The sequence below is a fragment of the Chitinophaga caeni genome (genome assembly GCF_002557795.1).
In the GTDB taxonomy this organism is placed as follows: Bacteria; Bacteroidota; Bacteroidia; order Chitinophagales; family Chitinophagaceae; genus Chitinophaga; species Chitinophaga caeni.
Genome location: NZ_CP023777.1, coordinates 404,569 through 428,800 on the forward strand (window position 1 = coordinate 404,569; position 24,232 = coordinate 428,800).

The 24,232-nt window shown below is 43.4% G+C and carries 17 protein-coding genes; 4 read left to right on the plus strand and 13 right to left on the minus strand.

The window, feature by feature from the left end; genetic code table 11:
- Positions 1–316 precede the first annotated feature (316 nt).
- The gene (locus COR50_RS01610; protein ID WP_098192351.1) at positions 317–2,455 is read right to left on the minus strand and encodes an elongation factor G; all 2,139 of its coding nucleotides are present in this window, start codon (positions 2,453–2,455) and stop codon (positions 317–319) included.
- A 235-nt stretch (positions 2,456–2,690) separates the two neighbouring features.
- On the opposite strand from COR50_RS01610, the gene COR50_RS01615 reads away from it, so the two are divergent.
- Complete coding sequence (locus tag COR50_RS01615; RefSeq protein WP_098192352.1) at positions 2,691–4,457, plus strand: ABC transporter ATP-binding protein; 1,767 nt, start codon at positions 2,691–2,693, stop codon at positions 4,455–4,457.
- Positions 4,458–4,676: 219 nt separating this feature from the next.
- Positions 4,677–5,021 (plus strand): DUF983 domain-containing protein, encoded by a 345-nt coding sequence (locus COR50_RS01620; RefSeq protein ID WP_232516251.1) that lies wholly within the window; start codon positions 4,677–4,679, stop codon positions 5,019–5,021.
- Positions 5,022–5,416: 395 nt separating this feature from the next.
- On the opposite strand, the gene COR50_RS01625 is transcribed toward COR50_RS01620, so the two are convergent.
- The 9 genes from COR50_RS01625 to COR50_RS01665 form a co-directional block, all read right to left on the minus strand.
- Positions 5,417–5,989: a hypothetical protein gene (locus COR50_RS01625; protein WP_098192354.1), complete on the minus strand. Its 573-nt coding sequence runs from the start codon at positions 5,987–5,989 to the stop codon at positions 5,417–5,419.
- A gap of 39 nt (positions 5,990–6,028) precedes the next feature.
- Positions 6,029–8,377: a TonB-dependent receptor gene (locus COR50_RS01630; protein ID WP_098192355.1), complete on the minus strand. Its 2,349-nt coding sequence runs from the start codon at positions 8,375–8,377 to the stop codon at positions 6,029–6,031.
- A 138-nt stretch (positions 8,378–8,515) separates the two neighbouring features.
- Positions 8,516–8,833: a hypothetical protein gene (locus COR50_RS01635; protein ID WP_098192356.1), complete on the minus strand. Its 318-nt coding sequence runs from the start codon at positions 8,831–8,833 to the stop codon at positions 8,516–8,518.
- 73 nt (positions 8,834–8,906) lie between these two features.
- The gene (locus COR50_RS01640) at positions 8,907–10,487 is read right to left on the minus strand and encodes a DUF1501 domain-containing protein (RefSeq protein WP_098192357.1); all 1,581 of its coding nucleotides are present in this window, start codon (positions 10,485–10,487) and stop codon (positions 8,907–8,909) included.
- A 20-nt stretch (positions 10,488–10,507) separates the two neighbouring features.
- A complete protein-coding gene (locus tag COR50_RS01645) occupies positions 10,508–12,166 on the minus strand; it encodes a DUF1800 domain-containing protein (protein WP_098192358.1) in 1,659 nt (552 codons plus the stop codon).
- Positions 12,167–12,358: 192 nt separating this feature from the next.
- Positions 12,359–13,534 carry a thiolase family protein gene (locus COR50_RS01650; RefSeq protein WP_098192359.1) on the minus strand — a complete coding sequence of 392 codons (1,176 nt, stop codon included), beginning with the start codon at positions 13,532–13,534 and terminating at the stop codon, positions 12,359–12,361.
- Between the two features lie 120 nt (positions 13,535–13,654).
- Positions 13,655–14,119 (minus strand): Mpo1 family 2-hydroxy fatty acid dioxygenase, encoded by a 465-nt coding sequence (locus COR50_RS01655; protein ID WP_098192360.1) that lies wholly within the window; start codon positions 14,117–14,119, stop codon positions 13,655–13,657.
- A 50-nt stretch (positions 14,120–14,169) separates the two neighbouring features.
- Entirely contained in the window at positions 14,170–15,033 is an 864-nt protein-coding gene (locus tag COR50_RS01660) for a DUF4249 domain-containing protein (RefSeq protein ID WP_098192361.1), read from the minus strand.
- Positions 15,034–15,045: 12 nt separating this feature from the next.
- A complete protein-coding gene (locus COR50_RS01665; protein WP_198405756.1) occupies positions 15,046–17,631 on the minus strand; it encodes a TonB-dependent receptor in 2,586 nt (861 codons plus the stop codon).
- Positions 17,632–18,041: 410 nt separating this feature from the next.
- On the opposite strand from COR50_RS01665, the gene COR50_RS01670 reads away from it, so the two are divergent.
- Both COR50_RS01670 and COR50_RS01675 read left to right on the plus strand, forming a co-directional pair.
- Positions 18,042–19,067 (plus strand): quinone-dependent dihydroorotate dehydrogenase, encoded by a 1,026-nt coding sequence (locus tag COR50_RS01670; RefSeq protein ID WP_098192363.1) that lies wholly within the window; start codon positions 18,042–18,044, stop codon positions 19,065–19,067.
- Between the two features lie 47 nt (positions 19,068–19,114).
- Positions 19,115–19,906 carry a TerC family protein gene (locus tag COR50_RS01675; RefSeq protein ID WP_098192364.1) on the plus strand — a complete coding sequence of 264 codons (792 nt, stop codon included), beginning with the start codon at positions 19,115–19,117 and terminating at the stop codon, positions 19,904–19,906.
- A 69-nt stretch (positions 19,907–19,975) separates the two neighbouring features.
- On the opposite strand, the gene COR50_RS01680 is transcribed toward COR50_RS01675, so the two are convergent.
- The 3 genes from COR50_RS01680 to dnaB form a co-directional block, all read right to left on the minus strand.
- Positions 19,976–20,689 carry an RsmE family RNA methyltransferase gene (locus tag COR50_RS01680; RefSeq protein ID WP_098192365.1) on the minus strand — a complete coding sequence of 238 codons (714 nt, stop codon included), beginning with the start codon at positions 20,687–20,689 and terminating at the stop codon, positions 19,976–19,978.
- A gap of 103 nt (positions 20,690–20,792) precedes the next feature.
- Positions 20,793–22,145, minus strand: a complete 1,353-nt coding sequence (locus COR50_RS01685) for an MATE family efflux transporter (protein WP_098192366.1) — start codon at positions 22,143–22,145, stop codon at positions 20,793–20,795.
- A 100-nt stretch (positions 22,146–22,245) separates the two neighbouring features.
- Positions 22,246–23,820: a replicative DNA helicase gene (gene dnaB / locus COR50_RS01690; protein ID WP_098192367.1), complete on the minus strand. Its 1,575-nt coding sequence runs from the start codon at positions 23,818–23,820 to the stop codon at positions 22,246–22,248.
- Positions 23,821–24,232 lie beyond the last annotated feature (412 nt).

Genomic DNA, 24,232 nt, shown 5'->3' on the forward strand with positions numbered 1-24,232 from the left:
TTCAAGGATATAAGCGAAGGATGATACATTCACCCACCGCCAAGAGAACCGTCGAACTTCGCACCGTTGATAGCGAAGGGTAGCTTGGCCATACAGTAGTAGAAAGGCCAGATCGAGCGATCAAATTGGTGGCCGTAATGGCCAATTTGTGCCCTTTTTTCGTGCTTTTTTGGGTAAACAAAAAAGTACAAGAAACGAGCAGATGAACATTGAATCGAACAATTGAGGGATCAAATTGCTCCCCGGTTAAAATTTAGTCGGACAATAATGGTATTTTATCTATTAGTTATTAGCAATCAGTTTTAGATTTTTATTTTTACGAGGTTAGGGCGTGTTCTTCGTGTTTGGCGTATTGCTCGCTGAGTTTGCGTTGGATCTCGGAAGGAACATTGCCGTATTCAGAGAAGTTGGCTTGTATCTTTACCCTTCCTTGGCTTACATTTCTCAGGCTTGCGTATAAATCATCTAATTCTGCTTGGGGTACTTTCGCTTTAATAATTTGAAGGGCATTAACATTATCCATCCCCATGATGATGGCCCTGTGACTTTGTATTTCACCCATTACATCACCCATAGATTCGTTGGGTACGGTGGCTTCCATATCAAATATCGGTTCCAGCAACTGTGGGGCCGCTTCATGGAATGCGTTTCTGAAAGCCATCATTCCAGCAATTTTAAATGATATATCATTGCTGTCAACCGGGTGCATTTTACCGTCATAAACACTAACCCTGATATCCCGAACGTAGGAACCTGTTAATGGACCTTCTTGCATTTTCTCCATAACACCTTTCAGGATAGAGGGCAAAAACCTGGCATCGATGGCCCCACCCACGATACAATTGTTGAAAATCAACTTTCCGCCCCAATTCAAATCTATTTCTTCCGAATCACGCACCGGGTAATCTTTTAAGGCAGGCATACCTTCGTAATAAGGTTCGATCTTCATATATACCTCTGCGAATTGTCCTGCGCCACCGGATTGTTTCTTATGCCGGTAATTAGCCATCGCTTGTTTTTGGATGGTTTCCCGGTATGGAATTTTGGCGGGTACCAATTCAACTTCCATCCCGTAAATATTTGCTAGTCGCCATTTGGTAACGGCTAGGTGTAATTCCCCCTGGGCATGTAAGATTACTTGTTTCAATTCACGGTTATATTCTATTTCCAAGGTGGGGTCTTCCATATGAATTTCGGCTAATACTTCCCCTAGCTTTTCTTCATCAGATTTTTTTTTTGCAATAATGGCAGCCCGTACTTTGGGCGAAGGAAATTCAATTGCGGCGACTTGTAGTGGAAATTGCTTCGACGCGAGGGTATGGTTCACCAAGGTATTCTTTAACTTGAGCGTGCACCCGATATCCCCGGCTTTTAAACGATCCACTGCTTGTCGATTTTTACCGTCCGCGATAAACAGTTGATTGATTCTTTCCACCGTATCACCTTTGTCATTCGTGAGTTCATCCCCCACCTTTACTTCTCCGGAAAGCACTTTAAAGAAGTTCAATTTACCGATATGTGGTTCCAATAACGTTTTATAAACGAATAAACAGGTAGGTCCCGCGATGTTGCAGGGGATATCTTCTCCATTGTCCGACTTCTCCGGGGGCATTTCAATAGCAGAAGGCGCAACATTGTCAATAAATCCCATCAAGCGGCCACTACCCATATTATTTTTAGCATCCACACAAAAAACCGGGAAGACTTCATGTTTCATCATCCCGATTTTCAATCCTTTCCGAAGCTCATCTTCATCCAGGTTTCCTTTTTCAAAGTATAGCTCCATCAATTCATCATCATTCTCTGCCGCCTTTTCTACCAATTCATTATGCAATTGTTTGGCTCTCTCCATTTCGGCATCCGGGATGGGGAGTTTCTGCGGCTTACCGCCGTCATCCGGGAATTGATACATTACCATTTTTAGCAAATCAATTATTGAATTGAATCCGGGCCCCGCGTTTACCGGGTACTGCATTAGGGTAACAGCTTTCCCAAAGAACGCGGAAGCCTCATCCAATGTAGCTTGGAAATTAGCCTGTTCCGTATCCAATTGATTAATTGCCAAGATGGTCGGTTTTTTATATTTATCCACATAATCCCATAACTGCATTGTTCCGACCTCAACCCCATATTGGGAATTTAATACTATAAGCGCAGTATCGCACACGCGGATAGCCGCTACTACTTCCCCGATAAAATCCTCCAAACCCGGCGTATCGATAATATTGATTTTATAGTCCCTCCATTCAGTATGCATATTAGTTGCGTAAACGGAACTCCCGCGCTCCTGCTCAATTTCGTGGTAATCAGAAACGGTATTTCCTTCCTCCACGCGACCTCTCTTGTTAATAATTCCGGCTTCGAATAACATCGTTTCAGCCAAGGTTGTTTTACCACTTTTAGCAGCGCCGATTAGCACCAAGTTCTTGATGTGTTTTTCATCGTAGAGTTTCATACCCAGGAATTTATTTCGTCGCCCTTAAAATGAAGGATTATGTAGGGTTGTACCGTGAAACCGAGAAAGAAAACCGCTTTGTTTTGGAAGTACCAAGCTCGAAAAAGAAAACCAATCAAAAAATACCGGGAGACGAAGCTTCTATTAAATTAAGAAATTTCACTGAATTTAAACTTATTGTCATATTGATGTGACAACTTCTATTGCTTGGAATTTCTAACTAATTTTGCAAGCTATGAAAATATTACTATCGTACCTCAAACATTATAAATGGTTGATTTTTATAGCTTTGCTAATGGCAACGGTCAACCAGCTCTTTTCTTTAATGGATCCCCAAATATTTGGTAAACTGGTGGATTATTTCAACGATCAACATGATAAAGTGGGGCTTCATCCATTTTTGAAACAAATCGGCTTGTTCTTGGCTATATTGATCGGTGTTGCCATGGTATCCAGGATCGCGAAGGCTTTCCAAGACTATTTCGTGAACGTGATTACCCAGAAATTGGGGGCAAGCATGTACACTGACGGCTTAAAACATTCGCTGAGGCTGCCTTTCCAACAATTTGAAGACCAGCGGAGCGGGGAAACATTGGCTGTTTTACAGAAAGTAAGATTGGACTGCGAGAAGTTTATTACCTCCGGGATTAATATCCTGTTTACATCTTTGGTTGGCGTTGTATATGTTATGATTTACACTTTGAGGATTCACTGGAGCCTGTTGCCGGTTTATTTCGGTGGATGTTTATTATTGGCTTTCCTGATGAATATTTTGAGCAGGAAGATCAAAGTGATACAAAGCAGCATCGTAAAAGAAACAACGGCATTAGCAGGCGCCACCACGGAATCGCTCAGGAATATCGAATTGGTAAAAAGCCTCGGCTTAACCCAACAGGAAATCGGTCGCTTAAACGGTACAACATTAAAGATTCTACAATTGGAGTTGCGCAAGGTGAGAAGCGTTCGCAGTATTACTTTCATACAGGGAACATTTGTCAACCTATTAAGACAAAGCATCCTGTTTTTATTACTTTACTTGGCATATAAAGATGTAGCAACTATTGGGCAGTTGATTACCCTTCAATTTTATTCATTCTTTCTATTCGGCCCATTACAAGAACTAGGCAACGTTATCCTGGCTTACCGGGAAGCAGAAGTGTCGCTGAATAATTTCGAGAACATCATAGCCACACCCGTTGAACCGGTTCCCAGCAAGCCAATAGAACTCGGAACATTGAAAGAATTACAGTTCCAGCATGTCAGTTTCAAGCATCTAACGGCGCCCAACAAAGCGTTAGACAATATTAGCTTCACCGCTAAAAAGGGGGAAACCATTGCTTTCGTGGGTCCTTCCGGCTCAGGAAAAACGACGCTGGTGAAGCTCCTCGTAGGGTTATACCAGCCTCAAGATGGCAGAATTTTATATAATGGCATCGATGGAACAGAGATTAACAAGGAGGAACTCAGGCAACAGCTGGGTTTCGTAACACAGGATATCCAGCTATTTTCCGGCACCATCAAGGAAAATATGCTCTTTGTGAATCCTACTGCATCAGATGAAGAAATCCTGAATGTATTACAACAATCATCGGCGCAAAACCTACTGGCCCGTGCCGATAAAGGCATCAATACCGTGATCGGTGAAGGCGGAGTAAAAATTTCCGGGGGAGAAAAACAAAGATTGTCGATAGCGAGGGCCTTACTCCGCAAACCGACCTTGTTGGTTTTCGATGAAGCCACCTCTGCATTGGATTCCATCACCGAGGAAGAAATTACGCAAACCGTCAGGGAAGTTACATCTAACAAGGAACATATTACCGTGATGATTGCCCACAGGCTCAGTACGATTATGCATGCAGACAGGATTTTTGTCCTAGAACGGGGTCATATTATCGAAACCGGCAACCATGACAGCCTAATAGCAGAGAAAGGTTTGTATTACGCAATGTGGCGCCAACAAATCGGGGAGCGGAAATCAACAATTGCGGCCGTCAATAGTTAATACATACGTAAACTCATATGTAAACCTGATCAAGATCAATAATATTTTTTATTTATACAGGTATTTTTGTGATTGAATTTGATGCAATAAAACAATATTATGAGCAATAAGCCCAATTACTTTGCAAGTATAATCAAGATGAAATGTCCCCATTGTAGAAGGGGGGACATGTTCAAAGATAAACAACCATTCCACCTAAGCATATCTAAAATATTTAATATGTATGATCGTTGCCCGGTATGCGGTCAAAAATATGAGTTGGAAACAGGGTTTTGGTTTGGAACGGGATATGTGAGTTATGCGCTGGGAGTAGCTTTATCGGTATTTAACTTTATCTGGTACGCCTTGTTTTTCGGTTTCTCATGGAAAGACAATAGCGTATTCTATTGGTTGGCTATCAACGGGGTGATCTTGGTCGGTGTTCAGCCATGGTTAATGCGGCTTTCCCGAGTGATTTACTTATATTTCTTTATCTCTTATGATGAAAGCACCTGCGATTTACCCAACCCTGGACCAAGTCACGTTCATAAACCGGTAAATCAAGATATTATATCCAATAACTAATAGGAATACAATTTCTCATACTATAAAGGGCCGTAAAAACGGCCCTTTTTCCTTTTCATCCAAAATCTGAGCAGTTAGCCAGATAAGATTTTTATATAAAGAATAATTTTTCCGACAATTTAATCAAAATAAACCTTAGCCCTGCGGGATACTTTCAAAGTTTTCAATTGATTACAGTATGCAAAGTTCTTTCATTCACCTCACAAAAATACGAAAAAGGCACCCTAAGGCGCCTTTTTAATGATATTTTAATAATCTGTAAAGCTATTGCATTCTTACCGGCCGCCCCGTATATATTTAACTCGACCATTATCTATCGGGCTACGTCAATTTAAAATCATAGTAAAAAAATGGCGCTACAAAAAGCAGCGCCAAGATTATATTAATGATCCTGATTATTTTATTACAAGCGGAAATTCAGTATCCACATCCGTTGATCCCGGGGCGAAGGTACCATCTTTCGCACCATCGGGTTGGTGACGAACAATTACGCGGTAAAACCCGGTAAATGCTTCCTTGGTGCTTACAGAATATTCCAATCCAACGGGCAGGTTGTTTTCATCTTTATCCAAGGGCGTGATGGTGGCAACCGTTGTTAAAGCATCCGCGATACTCGCATCTGCCTGGGTAAAAATCAAATGAAATACATGGTGCTCATCCGACTCTTCCCTGATTTCGTTAGTGATCGTATCGGCGGGACTAGCATTTTCGTCGATAAAATCTGTATTAACAGTGTATGTGGTGTTTAACTTTAGTTTTACACTATCAATCGTAACATTACCATCAATGCTTCTCCAAGTGGCAATTACTTTGTCATTGGCATCTGCATCGTTAACGAAAGTCAATTTTACGGTTGAAATTTCTTCGTTCTCATTTTCTGTAGGTTTATCGTTACTTTCCTTTTTACATGAAGCAAAAGCCAACATTAAGGCTGCAAATAAGGCAAGTGTTGAATATTTCTTTAACATAAGTGATTAGAATTTGTGTGTGAATTGTTGATTGCACCGCTATTTCTTCGGATTAATTTGAAAAGGCACTTTTACCTTCAGGTAAACATTGATACCTGCTTCATCTGCGAAATAGCGGAAAGTGTTGAGATATTCCCTGTAACGGGTGTTTAATAAATTGCTGGCGCCTAGCGTAAATGTTACGGGACGTTTAGCGATGTTATGCGTGGTTCCCCCTTCCAAGTTGACCAAGGTATAAGCATCCGGTGGCGGCATTAGATCCAATGCATTTTCGCCATCTTTCCCCGCTTCAAACGGCACCCTCGTTTGCTTGGTAACATTTGTCATACTTAATGAAATAAAATTATCCTTCCAGGCTTTCGTATTTACCGGATAGAAACTCAGCTCTTGTGTGAACCTGTCAGATGGCATACTGATCAACCAATCATCAATAGATTCATTTTTAGCCCGCAAGATACTGGCCTTGCTACTAAATCGCCATCTCGGTAAAAACAACCATTTCACCTGCGCATCGATCCCTTTCATATTGACATCGGACTGCGCATAATAAGTAAAGGGGAATGCCCCCCGGATGGTTACGATAATGCTATCCGATAATTGCTGGTAGATAAAATTATTGAACCGGTTATAATACATATTTACATCGGCCTCCAATTGATCGTTGAGCCTGTAATTACCGGAAAGATTAAACTTCCAGCCATGTTCGGCATCAAGGTTTACATTCCCTTTCTCGATCAAACCCGTACCATGGTGCAAGCCATCGGCATATAGTTCGTTTACACCGGGTACGCGGTAAACATGGCTGGCATTAGCCGTTATCGACAACCTATCGTTTACATAATAAGTGGCGCCAAGGATACCGGTAAATCCATTATAATCCCTTTCGGGAAAATTGATCTCTCCAAGGTTATCATCTATATTATAAAACGATCTGCTATCAAAACGTCCCCCTGCTTCTAACATCCATTTATTATCCTTGCTTTCCCATCTTTCGGAAACGAAAAGTCCCCATTGTTCCAGCTCGTAGTTGGGTATAAACCTCCTGGCGAGATAATGGTTTCGTTGATACATTCCCGTTGCACCGATCGTACCTTTAAGGCCATGCCAATTGAAATGATCCCAGGTCAGATCCGCCGTGTAAGTGGTTAAGTTGAGGGTAAGACTGTTTACAGATAAAGCAGAATTTCGATCCAATTCATCACGATAATTAAATTGACGGGCTACGTTTAAGTTCAACTTACCTATTTTACCGGTGTTGAGATAGGCTTTTACTTTAAACAATTCATGTTCGGCTATCTGTTCCGGGCGGTTGATATCATAAGAAAAATCCCCTGTAAATTCCTCCAAGGGGCGTCCCCGCTTGATGGCTTCCTTCAGATCATTCCTATTACTCATATGCGCCCCTGTGAACACACCGATATCCGTGTTGAATTGGCTATAAAATAATTCAATCCCATAGGATGGTTTCCGCCAACCCGCGGTTAATGAAAAGTTCTTCTCATCCATCCCGGTATTATTCATCCAATATCCCGGCGCCCTGATAGAACCACTTCTCCTTGTAGTTCCTTGCACTCTCCAGCTAAGGGCCGGCAATTTCGAAAAGTTGCCTTCAACCAAGGCTGAAACTACTCCCATACGGCTATTGGAGAAAGCACCGAGGTTCACTTCTCCTTGAATACCGGGCGTAGTCGTCAAAGGTTTAGGCTCAACCAGGATAACGCCCCCCACGGCATCGCCACCGTAGCGGATCGCGTTGGCGCCCTTAATCACAACGAGTTTATTAGCCACGAAAGGATCAATTTCCGGCGCATGTTCACTGCCCCATTGTTGTCCTTCTTGCCTTACACCGTTGTTATAGATCAATACCCGGTTGCTATGTAAGCCGTTGATCATGGGTTTAGAAACCGTGGCGCCGGTTTGTAGCATGGTCACACCGTTCACTTCCTTAAGAGATTCAGCAAGCGATAAACCGCGTAGCTTTTCCAAGTCGCGCCCGCTCACTTCAGAGACTGGTCCTGTCATGGATTTGGCAGCATTGGTGGTTTCCACCGTAATACCTCTCAATTCGCTCACCGCGTGTTCCAAGCTGATGTTCTTACGGGTATCTTTATTAATACTAATCTTAAATTCCAAAGGGTGGCAACCGATATGGGAAACCCTGATGGTGTATTCCCCTGCGCAAAGCCCATCCAGTTTATAATTACCATTTTCATCGGACATCACCGCTTGCTGTGTTTCCTTCACGGCAATAGTTGCACCGATTAAGTTGGCATTTGAATTTTGATCCAGTATTTTTCCGCTTAATGTATAATTGCATTGCGCCCATACAGATTGGGAAATCAGTACGCCCAAAATAAGCATAGGCAATATGCGCCTCAATCTATTCATATATCATTGTATAACACCTTGCCCACAACCAGACGGTTCAGCAAGAGATTGGATAACTTTAATACAGGTCTGAATTTTCAGAACATGAAAATTGATATGCTTCCCCGGTAGTTACAAGGGAAGCCAGTAAATATGAAGTTAAACGATCGGGGGCGCCCGCAGGGAAGATAGTCCTTCAAGAGAAGGAACATGGTATGTTAATGAAGGGATCGCGTAAAACCATCTTACCTCCGTAAAGGTCATCACATGTTCCACTTCATATACATCGTAGGGAGAATAACCAATCTGTATAAATTCACAGTGGCGGTGCGGTATACCAACATAATCACCATCAATATGGTGAATTTCATCGTCCTTGGTATCAGTGTGGTTTGCAAAAATATCGTGTATAAAATCTCCCGGAAGCGTATGGAAAGCAAACGCGCCGAGCAAGATAATAGACCATATTTTCTGCATCCATTTAAGTTTCACCTGCACCGATTAAGTAAGAAGTTACAAATATAACACTATTTGCAACAAAGTTGCAAGCTTATCTAACTTTTAACATTGTCCGGACTTGTTGATGCATACCATTTTGGAAACGGGCATAATAAACACCGTTGGGCAAACGCTCCCCGTCAAAATCAACGGTATAATCGCCCGCAGCTTGGTGACTGTCTACCAAGTTCTTTATCAGTCGACCAGTAGTATCGAAAACCTGTATCAATGTATAACCGCCTTTCGTAGTATAAGTAACCTTTGTCTTAGTCGTAAACGGATTAGGATAATTACTAATCAATGTATCCCCGATCGGGTTGTTTGGATCCACCCCGGTCACTAAACCGCAGGCTTGCGGACGCACGATAGGTAAACTTTGGTAATCCTTCAATAAGACGGATTGAACATCTCCATAATTTACACAAAACCATTGTTCTATAATAGATCCGTAAACGGAACGAAAATCGTATTGCATCGGTATGTTGGCGCTTGCAGAAATTGCATCCGGGATTTCCGGGGTATTTCCTAATACGCCGGATTCGGCGTAATCACCGAAAACGATCATTGGTGCCGCTGCCCCGTGGTCGGTTCCCATGCTACCGTTAGACATGATCCGGCGACCGAACTCCGAAAAAGTCATCCCCATCACCCGCTTTGAAGCTCTCAATGCCGTCAAATCATCCATAAATGCTTTAATGGATGATGATAATTGCTCCATCAGGTTTGCATGTAGACCGGTGGTAGTATCCCCGGAATTTGTTTGACTGGCATGGGTATCAAAGCCACCCATACTAACCATGTACAACCGTGTTTTTAGTCCGCCGGCAACTAACCTCGCAACAATTTTCAACTGTTGGGCCAGGTGGTATTGCGGGTATTCACCTTGATTGGTGACTTTTCCGGCAGCTAGCTTGATTGAATCAGCGAATTTATTGGATTGCTTGGCAATCAAGCGGATGTACTTCAATTCATTACCGGCCTTTGTATTCGGCACAGGGTCTTCGATCCCGTTAATCAGGTTATAAAAATCCGTGGCGCTGGTCACTGCCATGGCCATCGTATTAGCTGGCCCCTGGAAAGCCGGGGAAACGATAGAACCTATTTGTATCGCCAAAGGATCCGGCATTTCCGCATTCGGGTACCCGGCAGGATAATTAGGATATTCATAATTTAAATAACGTCCGCCCCAACCGGTCGACAATACCTCGTTGGCATCCGAGCCTGTTAACCAGATATCCGTTGCCCTGAAGTGCGAGAAATTCGGTGAAGGGTAACCGACACTTTGTAAAAGACACACCTTACCATTATCATATAATTCCTGTACACCTGTCATAGAAGGATGTAACCCGGCCTTATTATAATTTTGTAACCTCAGTACGCTACCTTCCGGTATCGCGATATTCGTACGAGCATTTTGATATTGTCCGTATTTATCCAGCGGGATAACCATGTTCAACCCATCATTTCCGCCCGTTAATTGAATCATGACCAGGACATGATCATTATCATCCGCAACATTTTGCAAAGCGCTCAACATGGGGGAAGCGGCAAAGGCCTGTATAGAAAAGCCATTGATAAATGAAGGCAATAGGGAGGCAGGTGCCGTATATTTGAGGAAGTCTCTACGTTTCATGTGTAGGTTTTTCAGGCAGTTTATGCCAGTTGATACTCTGATAGGTTCATGATGTATTTATACAAGGCTTGCAACCTCGTGGTGACAACACTTTTATAAGCCATATTCCCGGGGTTGCTTTCGTAATTATTCCAAGCTCCGGTCCAGTAATAATCCGATTCCGTACCCGAAAGTAAAATCATCTCTTTCAAGAATTGCTTCGTATTATCGGAAACATCCATCCGGTATAAGATATGCAGCGAATCTGAAACCAGCTTTACAGGGTCGCCGGGATCCGGCAGCGATTCCGCAAAATGAATCGGGTCGATAATGATGTTTGATCCCATATAATTGTAGCCTGAAGAAATAGCCAGGTCAGTGAACATATTCCGCTTCGGCAACGTATCTGTATTGATCCACAACTCGTGGAATTGCGGTTCTTGGAAATAAGCTTCCCAGCCCGATACTAGCGGCGGATCACCAACATCCTGCTGCAAGTTGGCAGCCACGTGGTGAATGACACGCCATGCCGGGTAAGCATCCTGGTAATTCGTTTCCGCAGGAAAAACGACACCGTATTCGCGGCAGGCACCCACGGCGAAATCCAACGGGCTTTTAATCAAGCAGGACATGTTCAAGGGGTCATAAAAATGTTCACTCTTGAATAACGTTGCCAACACCGGGCGTATCTCGAAATTGTTACTTATCAATATTTCTGATAAGGGGGTAATTACTTCTTCTTCAACTTGCGCATCTATATCGTAATACACGAAAAAGCGGTACAGCTTGCGGCAAATGAACTTCGCGGCCTCCGGTTGAGCGAAAATGATATTTAATAAATCATCTAGTTCCGTAGCGCCGGCCTGGGCTGTTTTCCCGGAAATCACCTTGTTGCCATAAAACACGGAGAATGTTTTGTTTTCAATATCATGCAAGGTAGCATCGAAATAGGAAGTGATCGTTTCGCTATTGATGCGGTAGCCTGTCAAAACCCTTGCCGTTGCGCGAACATCACCTTCAGTATAATGCGAATCCGGCCCTTTCCCAACCGTGAAGAGTTCATGCAATTCCCTTGCATAGTTCTCATCCGGCGCGGACTTTTCGTTGAGGTAGCCGTTGAGATACACCAGCATGGCAGGATCCAAAGTTACCGCTTTCGTAAGCGCTTTGAAATTACCTAGGGCGTAAGATCTTAGCAAGGCATTATTGGCATATAAGTAACGGGCTTCCCTTACCATATCGGTTTCCGTGGCAAAATGATTGTGCCAGAACAACACCATCTTTTCGCGGATGTTCCTTTCCTGGTGAATCATTTGGCCGATCCACCAATATTTTAAAGATTGAATGCGGAATTGCTGTAATTCTTCATCACCGGGGGCGGCAGTTACCCAGGTAGCGCCCTGGGGTATTCCCGTAGGGTCGGTATAGCCGTCTACATTATAATTATTTACCGGGGGATTAGGTGCCGTACCCGTTGTTAATAAAGCCTCAACGGCAGCATCCATGCTCAATCCCGTGAAATAATTAACATCGGAGGGAGCTGCGCCGAAAGTGGCCCTCTTTAATAGGTGAACAACTTGAGCAGTAGTCCATTCCCCAGTATAGGGAGCCATACCAGTCCTAGTTCTACCATATTGTACCTTGGTAAATGGTTTACGGGACGGCGGGGTAGCTAAATTTAAAAAAGCTCTACGATCCATGCGATACGGTTGACAATATATAGGATTACACAGGTTTTAAATCGGTTTTCCGAAAGCAAAATAGTAAAAAGTTTCCTTCCATTCATCCAAATCCTAATATTTGGTAGGAAATCAAAAAAATACGGTGCAAACAGCCGAACTGGTTTACACCGTAAAACACTATACAATATTGGTTGTTACTATGATTTTAAATTACAATCGTTCAATCACGCCGGCAATACCTTGCCCTCCACCGACACAGGCCGTAACGATTCCATATTTTTTGTTTAACCTTTGTAAGTCATTCAAAATCTGTATGCTAAGCTTCGCCCCGGTACATCCCAGCGGATGACCCAATGCGATTGCCCCACCATTGATATTTACCTTTTCTTCATCAAGACCCAGTTCTCTGATTACTGCCACCGATTGGGAAGCAAAGGCTTCGTTGAGTTCTACCAAATCTATATCGGAAAGGCTCAATCCCGCGCGATCCAATGCTTTTGGAACTGCCGCTACCGGCCCGATGCCCATAATTCTAGGATGCACGCCGGCAGAAACGCAGGAAACCAGTCTTCCGATTGGTTTAAGCCCCAATTTGTTCATCAATTTTTCGCTCATCACGATAACGAAAGCCGCGCCGTCGGAAGTTTGGGATGAATTACCAGCCGTAACACTTCCGCCTGCTGCGAATACCGGTTTCAACTTGGCTAATGCTTCCATCGAAGTATCGGCACGCGGGCCTTCATCGGTATCTACGGTATATGACTTAGTAGCTCTTTTCCCTTTTTCATTAACATACACTTCTTCTACCTCGATCGGTAAGATGCCATTTTTGAAATAGCCATTTTCGATAGCATTGATGGCTCTATGGTGGGATCGTAAAGAGAAAGCATCCTGCTCTTCACGGCTCACGTTAAATTCTTTGGCAACGGCTTCCGCGGTATGACCCATACTGAGATAATAATCAGGCGTGGTGCTTGAAACGGTGTAATTTGGAACCGTTTTCCAACCGGCAACAGGAACGAGACTCATACTTTCCGTTCCACCGGCGATGATACAATCAGCTTGACCGGTTTGAATTTTCGCGGTAGCTATCGCGATTGTTTCCAAGCCCGAAGCACAATAACGGTTAACTACCATGCCAGGCACCTCTATACCTAATGCTCTCACGGAGATCATACGGCCTATTTGCAAACCTTGTTCTGCTTCAGGTACCGCGTTCCCGACGATCACATCATCCACTTGCTTGGCATCTAATTGGGGCACTGATTTCATTAAACCGTTAATCACGTCGACCGCTAAATCATCCGGCCTATAAAACCTGAAGCCGCCTCTTTTCGCCTTTCCTACAGCAGTGCGGTAGCCCGCTACAATATATGCATCCTGCATGGTCAAAAATTTATAATGAAAAAATCTAATTCCGTTCTATATAACCAAATATAAGATAAAATAACAGGTTAACGTTCAACTTTACATAGCTTTAACGTTTCAGGTTTATACCCGCTAAAACTAATAACCGATACCTAATTTTTTGTAAATAAAACTCATTAACCAAGCGGGGCCTATCATCAAAAATTGTATGTCTTTTAAAAATGAAGGCTTCTTACCTTCTACCTTGTGACCGAAAAATTGCCCGATCCAAGCTAATACAAAAACGATCGTGCAAACTAACCATAGTTTTGCACCGGATGATTCAATTTGTTGCGCGATAGCCAGGCAGGCCAAGGAAAATAGTAGCATTCCAACGGCTAAAGACGGGGACAAACGGACATAATACAATACGACTAACAACAACACGATTATAGCAACATTTAATTCAAATGCCGGGGTGAGCATAACACCCAGCTTAATAGAAAAGAGCAGGCCAACAATACTAAAAAAAATTGCAGGAACACAGATCCAATGGATTGTTTTGTTGGTCACATTTTGGTGGCTTTCTCCATATTCGGAAAGCCATTGTTGAATGGACTTCATAACGCAAATTTTAGCTTATTAAATATAAGCATTTGCCATCACAAAAAAACTTATAATTCCACGCTGCTGAAACTGGCATTCACGCCACCAACAATCCCGTAACCGTTATTAACATTAGAATACACCTTTGATGGCTCCGTCAATACATTTCCATTATTGAGGTTTTGAATATCCAGCGTTTTTAAATACTGGAAAGCGGCATCGCTGAGCGATGTAATTTCCAATACCAGGTAACCCGTATCAACAATGGGGTTCTCGAATTGTATGACAGCGCTAATTTCTTTACCATTGAAGCGGTCATCTTTAATCAATGCGCTTTCGTAATAGCTATCGATCATGATATCGGTAAACACGTTGCTATAAGAAGGGTCAAAGCGGAACTTTAATCGTTCGTAAGGCACTACTTTACCGTTAAGGGTATCGGCTTTATAAATCCTGAAACGGTAAAAGTCCTTATTGGCAGGATCGTCCTTCATGGCAAAAGCTGCACGGATACTACCTTTATTTGCCGTAAAAGATAATATCTGTGGCGGAAAGGGTATCGTATCATAAGCATCAACCGGATCAAAGCCGGTTGCACTGGCAGTAACCAAATAAGCTTCCTCTCGTTGTGCTTTTTCCGTCGAAACATAATATCCTTTCCCAGAAATAAGCCGGTAATGCAAAACCATCGGGTAGTCGCCTGCCATCAAATTGACCTGCACACCTTGCGGCTCGATAAAGTCCTGGGCGCCGCCCTTAGCGGAACTTGTAACACGGATGTAAACAATACTGTCCGGCTGTATAAAACTATTGATCACTAGCTTATCCCCATCATAGGGCACATCTATCTCCACCGTTCTTTCACACGCGATGCATGAAAGAGATATACATATCAATAAAAATATTTCCTGTAATACAGATACTTGTTTCATATCGATATTTTTCTAAAAACTTAAGGTATATGTTAAACTGGGAAGCACCGGCAGAATGCTAAATTCTGTCAGCTCCCGTTTCCCTGAATCCTTATTATATGAATAGTAATAGAAGTAAGGATTCCTCCTATTATACGCGTTATACAAGCTCAGGTTAAATGCATTTTTCACCCTCCTTCTCTGCCAAGAATATGTAAAGCTAAGATCCAAGCGATGCATTTCTTTCATGCGGAGATTATACCGTTGATTGACATAGTCTACCGGCTTTCCAGTTTCTAATGGCGGCGGATCGAACGGGGAACCGTTGTCGATACTTTCATAGCTTGAAGTTGGCAAGGTTAATGGCAAACCGGATGTATATTCCCAACTAGCGGCTATCTCCCAATGCTTTTTAAACTTCTTCATCAAGGTAACTTCCAAGTCGTGGCGGCGATCATATTTATAAGGAAAAGCTTCCCCGTTGTTGACATTCGGGAAACGTCTTTGACTATGCGCCCAGGTATAACCAATCCAACCGGTAAAACTTCCTTTCTTTTTTTGAATGAGGAGTTCCGTTCCATAGCTCCAACCATCGCCCATGATTACTTTTTCATCCCATTGCTTGGTGGCCGATTGGAAGTTATCGTAGTTATCTACATACTCGATAACATTGCGCATCGATTTGTAATAAACTTCCGCCGACATTTCCCAAGCTTTGTTATTACTTGTTTTACCTAGGCCGAATGCCGCTTGCTTGCTGGTCATCGGCCTCACTTTATCGGTTGAAGGCACCCATAAATCCGTCGGCAAATAGTTCGTACTATTTGTAAGCAGGTGAATATACTGCGCCATGTGGGTGTACGATAATTTCATGGCCCAATTTCTGGGCAACACGTAACGCATGCCGATCCTCGGTTGAAGGGAAACGTATGTTTTCGGAAAGACCATAAAGGTGGAGGCATGTAAGCCTACATTGACATACAAAGAATCTGTCAACTTCCAATCATCTTCGCCATATAGCATGAGTTCCAAGCTGGTGGTATATTCCTTGTTATAAGTTGTATCAAGCGTAGGGGTTTCCGTTCTTGATTTATTCCTGAACTGTGTAATTCCCGGCTCAAAAATATGCGTGATTGCATGCAAACCGAAACGGGCGGAATGCCTGGGACTTGGCCTGTAATCGAAATCTACTTTAAAAGTACCGTCATGAATTTTAGAGAAATATTTTCCATACCAGTCATCTACCTCGGAGCTATCCTTGGTGTTAAACAAATAACTGTAATCCGTTAAAAAGAAATATTGTGAATACCCAGTACTGACATTGGAGAATAACTTGGGATTAAAGATATGGTTCCATCGCAAAGAATAAACCTGGTTGCCCCAGCCCAGTTGAAAGTCCAATTGTTCGTCATAATCCTTCGGATTTTCCAGCAATGGTCTTTTGCGCATCCTGAAATTATCCTGTCCACCGTAAGCACTGAGGTACATCCGATCCTTGGGAGAAAAGATGTGATTAATCTTGATATTCGCATCGTAAAAATAGGCAAACAATCTACCTCCTTCACCCAGATCCAGTTGATCAGCAAATACGGGGCCTGCTATCAAGTCGGCATACGTTCGCCGCCCCGTGATAACAAAAGAAGTTTTATTCTTAAAGATCGGTCCTTCTACCATGAATTTAGCAGCCAGGAAACCGATAGATACTTCCCCGTGATATTTTTTCATATCGCCATCTTTCATAGCAATATCAACCACGGATGAAAGCCTGCCGCCATAACGCGCCGGGAAAGCGCCTTTATACAAATCCACGTTCTTAATTAATGCCGGGTTAAACACGGAGAAGATTCCGAAAATATGGGTAGAGTTATAAACGGGCGTTCCATCCATCAAAACCAGGTTTTGATCGGGGCTACCCCCGCGAACATGTAAACTGCTGGCGCCATCACCACCCGCCGAAATGCCCGGTAAGCTTTGAATCGTGCGGATTACATCACTTTCACCTAACAATTTGGGCATCGCTTTCACTTCTTTCAAGGCGATGCCGACCTTGCTCATCTGGGTTTGCTCCTGTAACGGGATCCCATCGTCCGTCACTTCTACTTCTTTCAACGTATTGGAAGGATTCAATTGAAAAGTGAGTTGTTTATTTTTATCTGTCTCCTGGAGTTTTAGCTGTTGCTGTTCGTAGCCGATAAAAGATATCAACAGGCTACAGGTATCTTTCGGTAAAGTGATTGAATAGAAGCCGTATTCATTTGTAACGGTACCCGATTTAAACCTGGGTACGGCCACCGTTGCACCGATGAGCTTCTCCCCCGTGCGCGAATCCTGCACGTAACCATTGATGGTCCTATGCGTACTACGGTAGGCAGATAAAACGATCTGATCCCCTACTTTTTTACAGGTAATTCCTTTAGATTCAAATATCCTTTCTACTACTTTTTTCAATGGAACATGATCTACATCGATTGAGACCACCTGTTCCATCTGGAGAATATCGCGGCTATAGGAAAAGTGAATATCATAACGCTGCTCCAATAAGCGGCAAACTTCTGAAAGCGTTTTATTCTTCACATGTAAACTTATCTTGGTACGCCAATTCCAAGCCATCGCCTGCATAGGGAGCCAAATCAGTAATATTATAAAACAGCATCTAATAGCTGGGAACCTCATAAATTAACATAGTTTCATGGCAGGTACATCACCTGGTCCGTTAAGATTAGGGGACATAAGCATTCCGTTTAAAAAAAATAAAAATACCTTATACCGGCATATATAACAAGGATTTTACATTACATCTATATCAATATTCTATATGCCGATATATAAACAAAACAATGGATACTCCTTTTTTTAGGTCAGCCCGATCAGATTTGAATTGCCAAAATAGGTTTCCTGATCCGCAAGATATTATGAATATTTTAATTGTTCTAGTAATTATCAACACAAAGAAATAGTAAAAATCAATCAAAAACAGCCGCTGAAACACGGTAAAAGATTCCTTTTGTTACTATATCTTTGCAGCACTCATGTACTCGATTATTAAAAAAATACTGTTTAGCTTTCAACCGGAAAGCATTCACCACGGCGTCATGCGTGGATTAAAGATGATATACAATATGCCCTTGGGCAAATCTATCATCAGCGCCTTTTGTAAGCCGGATAACAAGGGCTTGGAACGCGAATTATGGGGGTTAAAATTTAAAAATCCCGTAGGTTTAGCCGCCGGCTTCGATAAAGATGCCAAATATATAGACGAATTATCCCAACTGGGCTTCGGTTTCGTAGAAATCGGCACGGTTACGCCGAAGGCTCAGCCGGGCAATGATCAGCCCCGCTTGTTCAGGCTGCCGGAAGACCAGGCGCTCATTAACCGTATGGGCTTTAATAATGAGGGCGCTCCCGCCGCTGCCAAGAGATTACTGAAAAAGCAGTCCAATATCATCGTGGGCGGTAACATCGGGAAAAATAAAGTCACGCCAAACGGGGAAGCGATCAATGACTACGAAAAAGGGTTCCAGTCGCTTTTTGATGTCGTTGACTATTTCGTGGTGAACGTGAGTTCGCCCAATACGCCCGGTTTAAGAGCCTTGCAGGAGAAAGAACCTTTAAAACAACTGCTCCATCATTTACAAACGATTAATAATCAAAAAATTAAGCCAAAACCCATCCTGCTTAAGATCGCCCCTGATCTAACGGCGGAGCAACTGGATGATATTATCGAGATCGTCCAGGATACCAAGCTGGCCGGTATCGTTGCGACAAATACAACCATCAGCCGCGAAGGACTTAAAACACCGGTAGCACAATTGGAAGAAATTGGCGCAGGCGGCCTAAGCGGATTGCCGGTAAAAAGCAGGTCGACCGAAGTGATCCGTTATATCGCTGAGAAATCAAACCATCAAATTCCGATCATAGCCGTAGGCGGTATTTTTACTGCGGCCGATGCACAAGAAAAACTGGATGCAGGCGCGGTGCTGGTGCAAGTATATACCGGGTTTATATATGAGGGACCTACCATTGTAAAGAAAATTTGTGCAGGCTTAAGAAGATAAATGATTAAGTTTATCGATATTATTTAATTCAATAAGAATTCATCCAAATGGACTTTAGTCATCTTTTTACTTTCGATTCATTAGTGAGCTTGTTAACGTTAGTTGTAATGGAAGTGGTTCTGGGCATTGATAACGTTATTTTTGTTTCCATCGTAATGAACCGCTTACCGGAACATAAGCGGCCACTCGCAAGAAAAATATGGATGGTGGCAGGGATCTTGGTACGCATTACCTTATTGCTTTTCATCGGGTATATCGCCAGGGCAACAGAACCGGTAATAACCGTATTCGGCAACGGATTAAGCATCCGCGATCTAATCATGTTGGGAGGTGGTCTATTTTTGCTTGTGAAAACAACGATCGAAATTCACCATAAGCTGGAAGGGGAAGAAGATACCCATGTAAGCGGTGGCAAAAAATCAAAGAGCGCCACCTCGATGGCAAAAGTGATGGGACAAATCATCATGATCGACCTCGTTTTCTCTTTCGATAGTATCATAACAGCGGTGGGATTAGCCAAACACACGGAAATCATGATCTTCGCGGTCATCGTCGCAATGTTCGTGATGTTCTTATTTGCAGCGCAGATCAGCAATTTCATCAATAAGCACCCAACCTTGAAAATGTTGGCTTTATCTTTTCTCGTGATGGTGGGCGTAGTATTGATTATCGAGGGATGGAGCGCCGAGAGCGCGCACGACATGCACTTGAAGAATTATGTATATTTTGCGATGGCATTCTCCTTCGTTGTAGAATTATTGAATATGCGCATCCGCAAAAAATCTGCGCCGCCGGTACAATTGAGAGAACCCCACCTCAAGAAAGAAGAAATACTATAAAGAACATAACATAAAAAATCCCGGTATATAAATATTACCGGGATTTTTTTATGATTGCTTAATAACAAATTACATATACTGCTTGGCAGCCATCAAGGTTGCAGCAACGACGCCCGCCGTCTCTGTACGCAAACGGGTATCACCGAGGGAAACAGCGGTAAACCCGCGTTCTAGGGCAGCGGTTATTTCCTCAGCCGTAAAATCACCTTCAGGCCCAATTAAGATAATCGTGTCTTTAGCAGCATCCATCGCATCCAGGAAATAGGTTTTGGATGATGGGATACAATGCGCGATGAATTTTGCCCAATCCTGTTCATACATTAACAGGTCCTTGAACTCTATCGGGTCCCATAGTTCCAATAAATAAGATTGCTTGGATTGCAGCATCGCGGAAACCAAGATATTCTCCAACCGTTCTTGTTTGAATTTTTCCTTTTCCGTTCTCTGAGTCACTAATGGAATGACCCTTTGAATCCCTATCTCCACGGCTTTTTCCAAGAACCACTCTATGCGCGACATGTTCTTGGTAAATGAAATAGCTACCGTAAATTGCCTTGCCGGGGGCTCTGTATGTTCCACGGAATTGATCTTCACGGAGCAACGTTTGCGGTGGTCATCAACAATAGTAGCATCATAGAGATTGCCTTTCCCATCTGTTAATTTCACGGTGTCGCCATTGCTTTTTCGCAATACCTGGATACAGTATTTCGAAGTAGCTTCGTCCATCGTATATTCGGTTGGATTTGCTTCCAAGCCTTTAGCATAAAAAGTAGGTACTTCCATCAGTAACAAATGTAATGAATTATGAAAAATGGCATCAAAATCAGGCTAGATTATCAGTTCATTAACATCCAACGAATCTTCGATGCCACTTTCCAGGTCAATTTTAGCTATTGGCTTCCAATTGCTTCGTCCTGTAATGGAAACGGAAAAACAACAATATGGAAGCGGTCATTAAACCGAATGTTAATCCCCACCATACCCCGTTAACACCCCAGTTCCAATGGAAGCACAACAGGTAACCTACCGGGATACCAATCACCCAGTAAGCCAGGAAGGTGATCCATGTAGGGATTTTCACATCCCCCAGTCCTCTCAAAACTCCTAGCCCTACCACCTGGGTTCCATCAAACAATTGGAATAAAGCGGCGATAATCAGCAAGCCGCTGGCCACCTTGATCACAGAATCATCCTGGATATAAAAGCCCGGCAATACCTGGTTACCGACCAGGAATATCAAGGCGCAGAAACTCATCAATACAATTACGAGGTGATAGCTGGCAATCGCGGATAAACGGAGCGCGCTGAAATTTTGCTTACCGAAGTTGTTTCCACTACGTATGCCCGCCGCTGCCGATATGCCGCTAGCCATCATATAGGTCATAGCAGCCAAGCTCAACGCGATCTGGTGTGCCGCCAATTCTGTTGCACCGATCCAACCCACCATAATGGCAGCACCGCTAAAGGCGCTTACCTCGAAAATATATTGCATGGCTACCGGAGTACCGATCCCGGTGATCTTTTTCAGTAATTCCGTTTTAAAATTACCGAAGCGGAATGAATGGAGATAAGCCTTGAAGCGGGGCGCTTTCAGCACGTACCAAGCCATCGTTACTCCCATAACCAGCCGATCAACGAAGGTAGAAATACCAACGCCCAGCACCCCCATTTTGGGAATACCGAACAAGCCGTATACCAAGGTTATCCCCAATAATATATTCAGGATATTCCCGATAATGGAAATATTCATCGCCTGCCGGGTAAATCCCAAGCCTTCCGCGAATTGTTTAAAGGTTAAGAATACCATCAAGGGGATGATGGAGAATGCCAATAAGCGCAAAAATGGTTTGGCTTGCACGGAAACATCCGCTTCTTGCTTCAACAGATCCAGGTGACTACTACCGGTGAAGATGATAGAAAACATGGCGAGAGCCACCAACAAGTTGATCAATAAACTATGGCTCAATAACCGGCCGCAACGTTTTTTATTGCCTTTCCCGCTTTCCTGTGCAATGAGCGGCGTTAGACCGTAAGACATACCGATGCCTGCCACCATGAAGGTGGTAAAAATACTGTTACCCAGTGATACGGCCGCCAGCGGCACTTTACCCGTGTGACCGATAATGATACTATCCGACAATCCCACCAGCGTATGTCCCAACTGGGAAATCACCACCGGGTAAGCCAGGGCAAAATTATCCTTGTAATAATCCCTGTACTTGAAATAAATCCTTTTCATAAACTAAATAATCAAACAATTAGGGGAGCTGCGTACCAGTTTTCAAATAAAAAAGCCGGCATCGTGGAGATGCCGGCTCGTATAAATATCGTTGACCGAATTAGAAGGGAGCATCTCCAAACCCTTCATCCGTGAAGTCCATATCGTTCATTTTAGATCCCTTTTGGATATAAAGTTTCGCTTCATCATTATTATCGAAGCCACCGCTACCTTTACTCATCCCTGCAAATGGGCTGCTGCCCGGGCCGGGGCCATCCACGTAACCATCATCTTCGAAACGTTGGTATTCCAATACCGCGCGGAGCTTCACCGTGTCCAACTGCCCGTTCCTGTGTTTCGCGATCCTGACGTGCGTTTCACCCTTGTTGGATTCTCCCATTTCATTGGTCGTGATCTCGTAGTATTCTGGACGGTATAAGAACATTACCATATCCGCATCTTGTTCGATCGCACCGGATTCCCTCAAGTCACTCAACTGCGGCATCTTGTTTCCGTCTTTCCGTTTCTCCACATCCCGGCTCAACTGCGATAATGCAATTACGGGCACTTGTAACTCCTTCGCCAAGCCTTTCAAATCGCGGGATATCTTGCTGATCTCCTGTTCGCGGTTCGAGTTTTTACCATCGCCGGAGCCGCTCATCAGTTGCAAGTAGTCGATAATGATAATACCTACGCCGTGATTGTGCACCAGCCTTCTACACTTGGCCCTTAGCTCGAAGATGTTCAATGCCGGGGTATCATCCACAAAAATGGGCGCTTTGGCGAGCCGTTCGATACCGTGGGTCATCAACTTCTTCATCTCGTATTCTTCCAGCTTACCACGCGAAATTTTTTCTAACTGTATTTCGGATTCCGCCGCGAGGATACGCATTACGATCTGCCCGCTCGACATCTCCAGCGAGAAGATGGCGGCGCCTTTTGAATACTTGGGATGTAAAGCCGCGTTACGCGCGAGGTTCAAAGCAAATGCCGTTTTACCCACGGAAGGACGGGCCGCGATGATGATTAAATCGGTTGGCTGCCAGCCGTAAGTAATCTTGTCGAGGGAAGGGAAACCGGAAGGAACCCCGGTCATGTCTTCACCTTTATTTCTCAGATCCTCGATGCGCTTGATGGTATTTACCAATACGCGGTCGATGGAATCGTAATTTTTCCTTAAGTGGTTATTGGTGATCTCGAACAGCCTGGATTCCGCCGTATCGAGCAGGTCAAACACATCCGCCGTATCTTCGTAGGCTTCGGAAATGATCTCGCCGGAGATACGGATAAGTTCGCGCTGAATAAACTTTTGGAGTACAATCCTGGCATGCGCTTCGATGTTAGCCGAAGACACCACCATGTTCGTAAGCCGGGTAACATAAAAGGGGCCACCTACCATTTCCAGCTCACCCGATAGCTTCAATTCCTCCACGACGGTTAAGATATCCACAGGCATAGACTTAGCCGCTAGGCGGGTCATCGCCGAGAATACCTTTTGGTTAGCGTCCACGTAAAAACATTCAGGCTTCAGGATTTCGATGACCGAATCGAAGGCGCCTTTTTCCAACATAACGGCGCCTAACACTGCCTCTTCCAGTTCTTTTGATTGTGGGGGTACTTTACCGTAAACCATCGTAGAAATATCCACCGAGGGCTTCCTGCGAACATTGCGGTCTTTCTTCAGATTTACATCCATTTATATCATGCGCTTAAAAAAAGTTATAAAAGATTTGGTTACTGCTTAGGCCTTCCTGGCTCATTTTTTCATGCTAATTACTCACCTATACACCTGCGCATTTGAAGAAATTGAAATTTTTTTGGGCCGGAAAACTAAGGTAACGGCATTTTCTATCACTTTCAAATCCGGGGCGTATAAAATTTATTAGCGTGTGATCCACAGGCTTAAGCACACAAAACAGCGGTTATCCACCGCCACAAACCATGTTATCCACATTACCCATCCTTCATCCACTACAAATGTCCGATTATTCACAAAAAATTGTGTAAAAAGATTTTACACAATTTAGAACTAAAATTCCGAACGCAGCTTGTGTAGAAGTTGTTAACTTTACGCAATTCTAAGTTTTGAAGGAAGCCTACAAAGGTGG

What these genes read in the sequence shown, in the direction of transcription:
- COR50_RS01665 (WP_198405756.1), bottom strand. Translation starts at nt 17,631, where the DNA reads ATGCAGGCGATGGCTTGGAATTGGCGTACCAAGATAAGTTTACATGTG.
- COR50_RS01620 (WP_232516251.1), top strand. Translation starts at nt 4,677, where the DNA reads ATGTATGATCGTTGCCCGGTATGCGGTCAAAAATATGAGTTGGAAACA.
- COR50_RS01625 (WP_098192354.1), bottom strand. Translation starts at nt 5,989, where the DNA reads ATGTTAAAGAAATATTCAACACTTGCCTTATTTGCAGCCTTAATGTTG.
- COR50_RS01655 (WP_098192360.1), bottom strand. Translation starts at nt 14,119, where the DNA reads ATGAAGTCCATTCAACAATGGCTTTCCGAATATGGAGAAAGCCACCAA.
- COR50_RS01650 (WP_098192359.1), bottom strand. Translation starts at nt 13,534, where the DNA reads ATGCAGGATGCATATATTGTAGCGGGCTACCGCACTGCTGTAGGAAAG.
- COR50_RS01670 (WP_098192363.1), top strand. Translation starts at nt 18,042, where the DNA reads ATGTACTCGATTATTAAAAAAATACTGTTTAGCTTTCAACCGGAAAGC.
- COR50_RS01660 (WP_098192361.1), bottom strand. Translation starts at nt 15,033, where the DNA reads ATGAAACAAGTATCTGTATTACAGGAAATATTTTTATTGATATGTATA.
- COR50_RS01640 (WP_098192357.1), bottom strand. Translation starts at nt 10,487, where the DNA reads ATGAAACGTAGAGACTTCCTCAAATATACGGCACCTGCCTCCCTATTG.
- COR50_RS01630 (WP_098192355.1), bottom strand. Translation starts at nt 8,377, where the DNA reads ATGAATAGATTGAGGCGCATATTGCCTATGCTTATTTTGGGCGTACTG.
- COR50_RS01675 (WP_098192364.1), top strand. Translation starts at nt 19,115, where the DNA reads ATGGACTTTAGTCATCTTTTTACTTTCGATTCATTAGTGAGCTTGTTA.
- COR50_RS01615 (WP_098192352.1), top strand. Translation starts at nt 2,691, where the DNA reads ATGAAAATATTACTATCGTACCTCAAACATTATAAATGGTTGATTTTT.
- COR50_RS01645 (WP_098192358.1), bottom strand. Translation starts at nt 12,166, where the DNA reads ATGGATCGTAGAGCTTTTTTAAATTTAGCTACCCCGCCGTCCCGTAAA.
- COR50_RS01685 (WP_098192366.1), bottom strand. Translation starts at nt 22,145, where the DNA reads ATGAAAAGGATTTATTTCAAGTACAGGGATTATTACAAGGATAATTTT.
- COR50_RS01680 (WP_098192365.1), bottom strand. Translation starts at nt 20,689, where the DNA reads ATGGAAGTACCTACTTTTTATGCTAAAGGCTTGGAAGCAAATCCAACC.
- dnaB (WP_098192367.1), bottom strand. Translation starts at nt 23,820, where the DNA reads ATGGATGTAAATCTGAAGAAAGACCGCAATGTTCGCAGGAAGCCCTCG.
- COR50_RS01635 (WP_098192356.1), bottom strand. Translation starts at nt 8,833, where the DNA reads ATGCAGAAAATATGGTCTATTATCTTGCTCGGCGCGTTTGCTTTCCAT.
- COR50_RS01610 (WP_098192351.1), bottom strand. Translation starts at nt 2,455, where the DNA reads ATGAAACTCTACGATGAAAAACACATCAAGAACTTGGTGCTAATCGGC.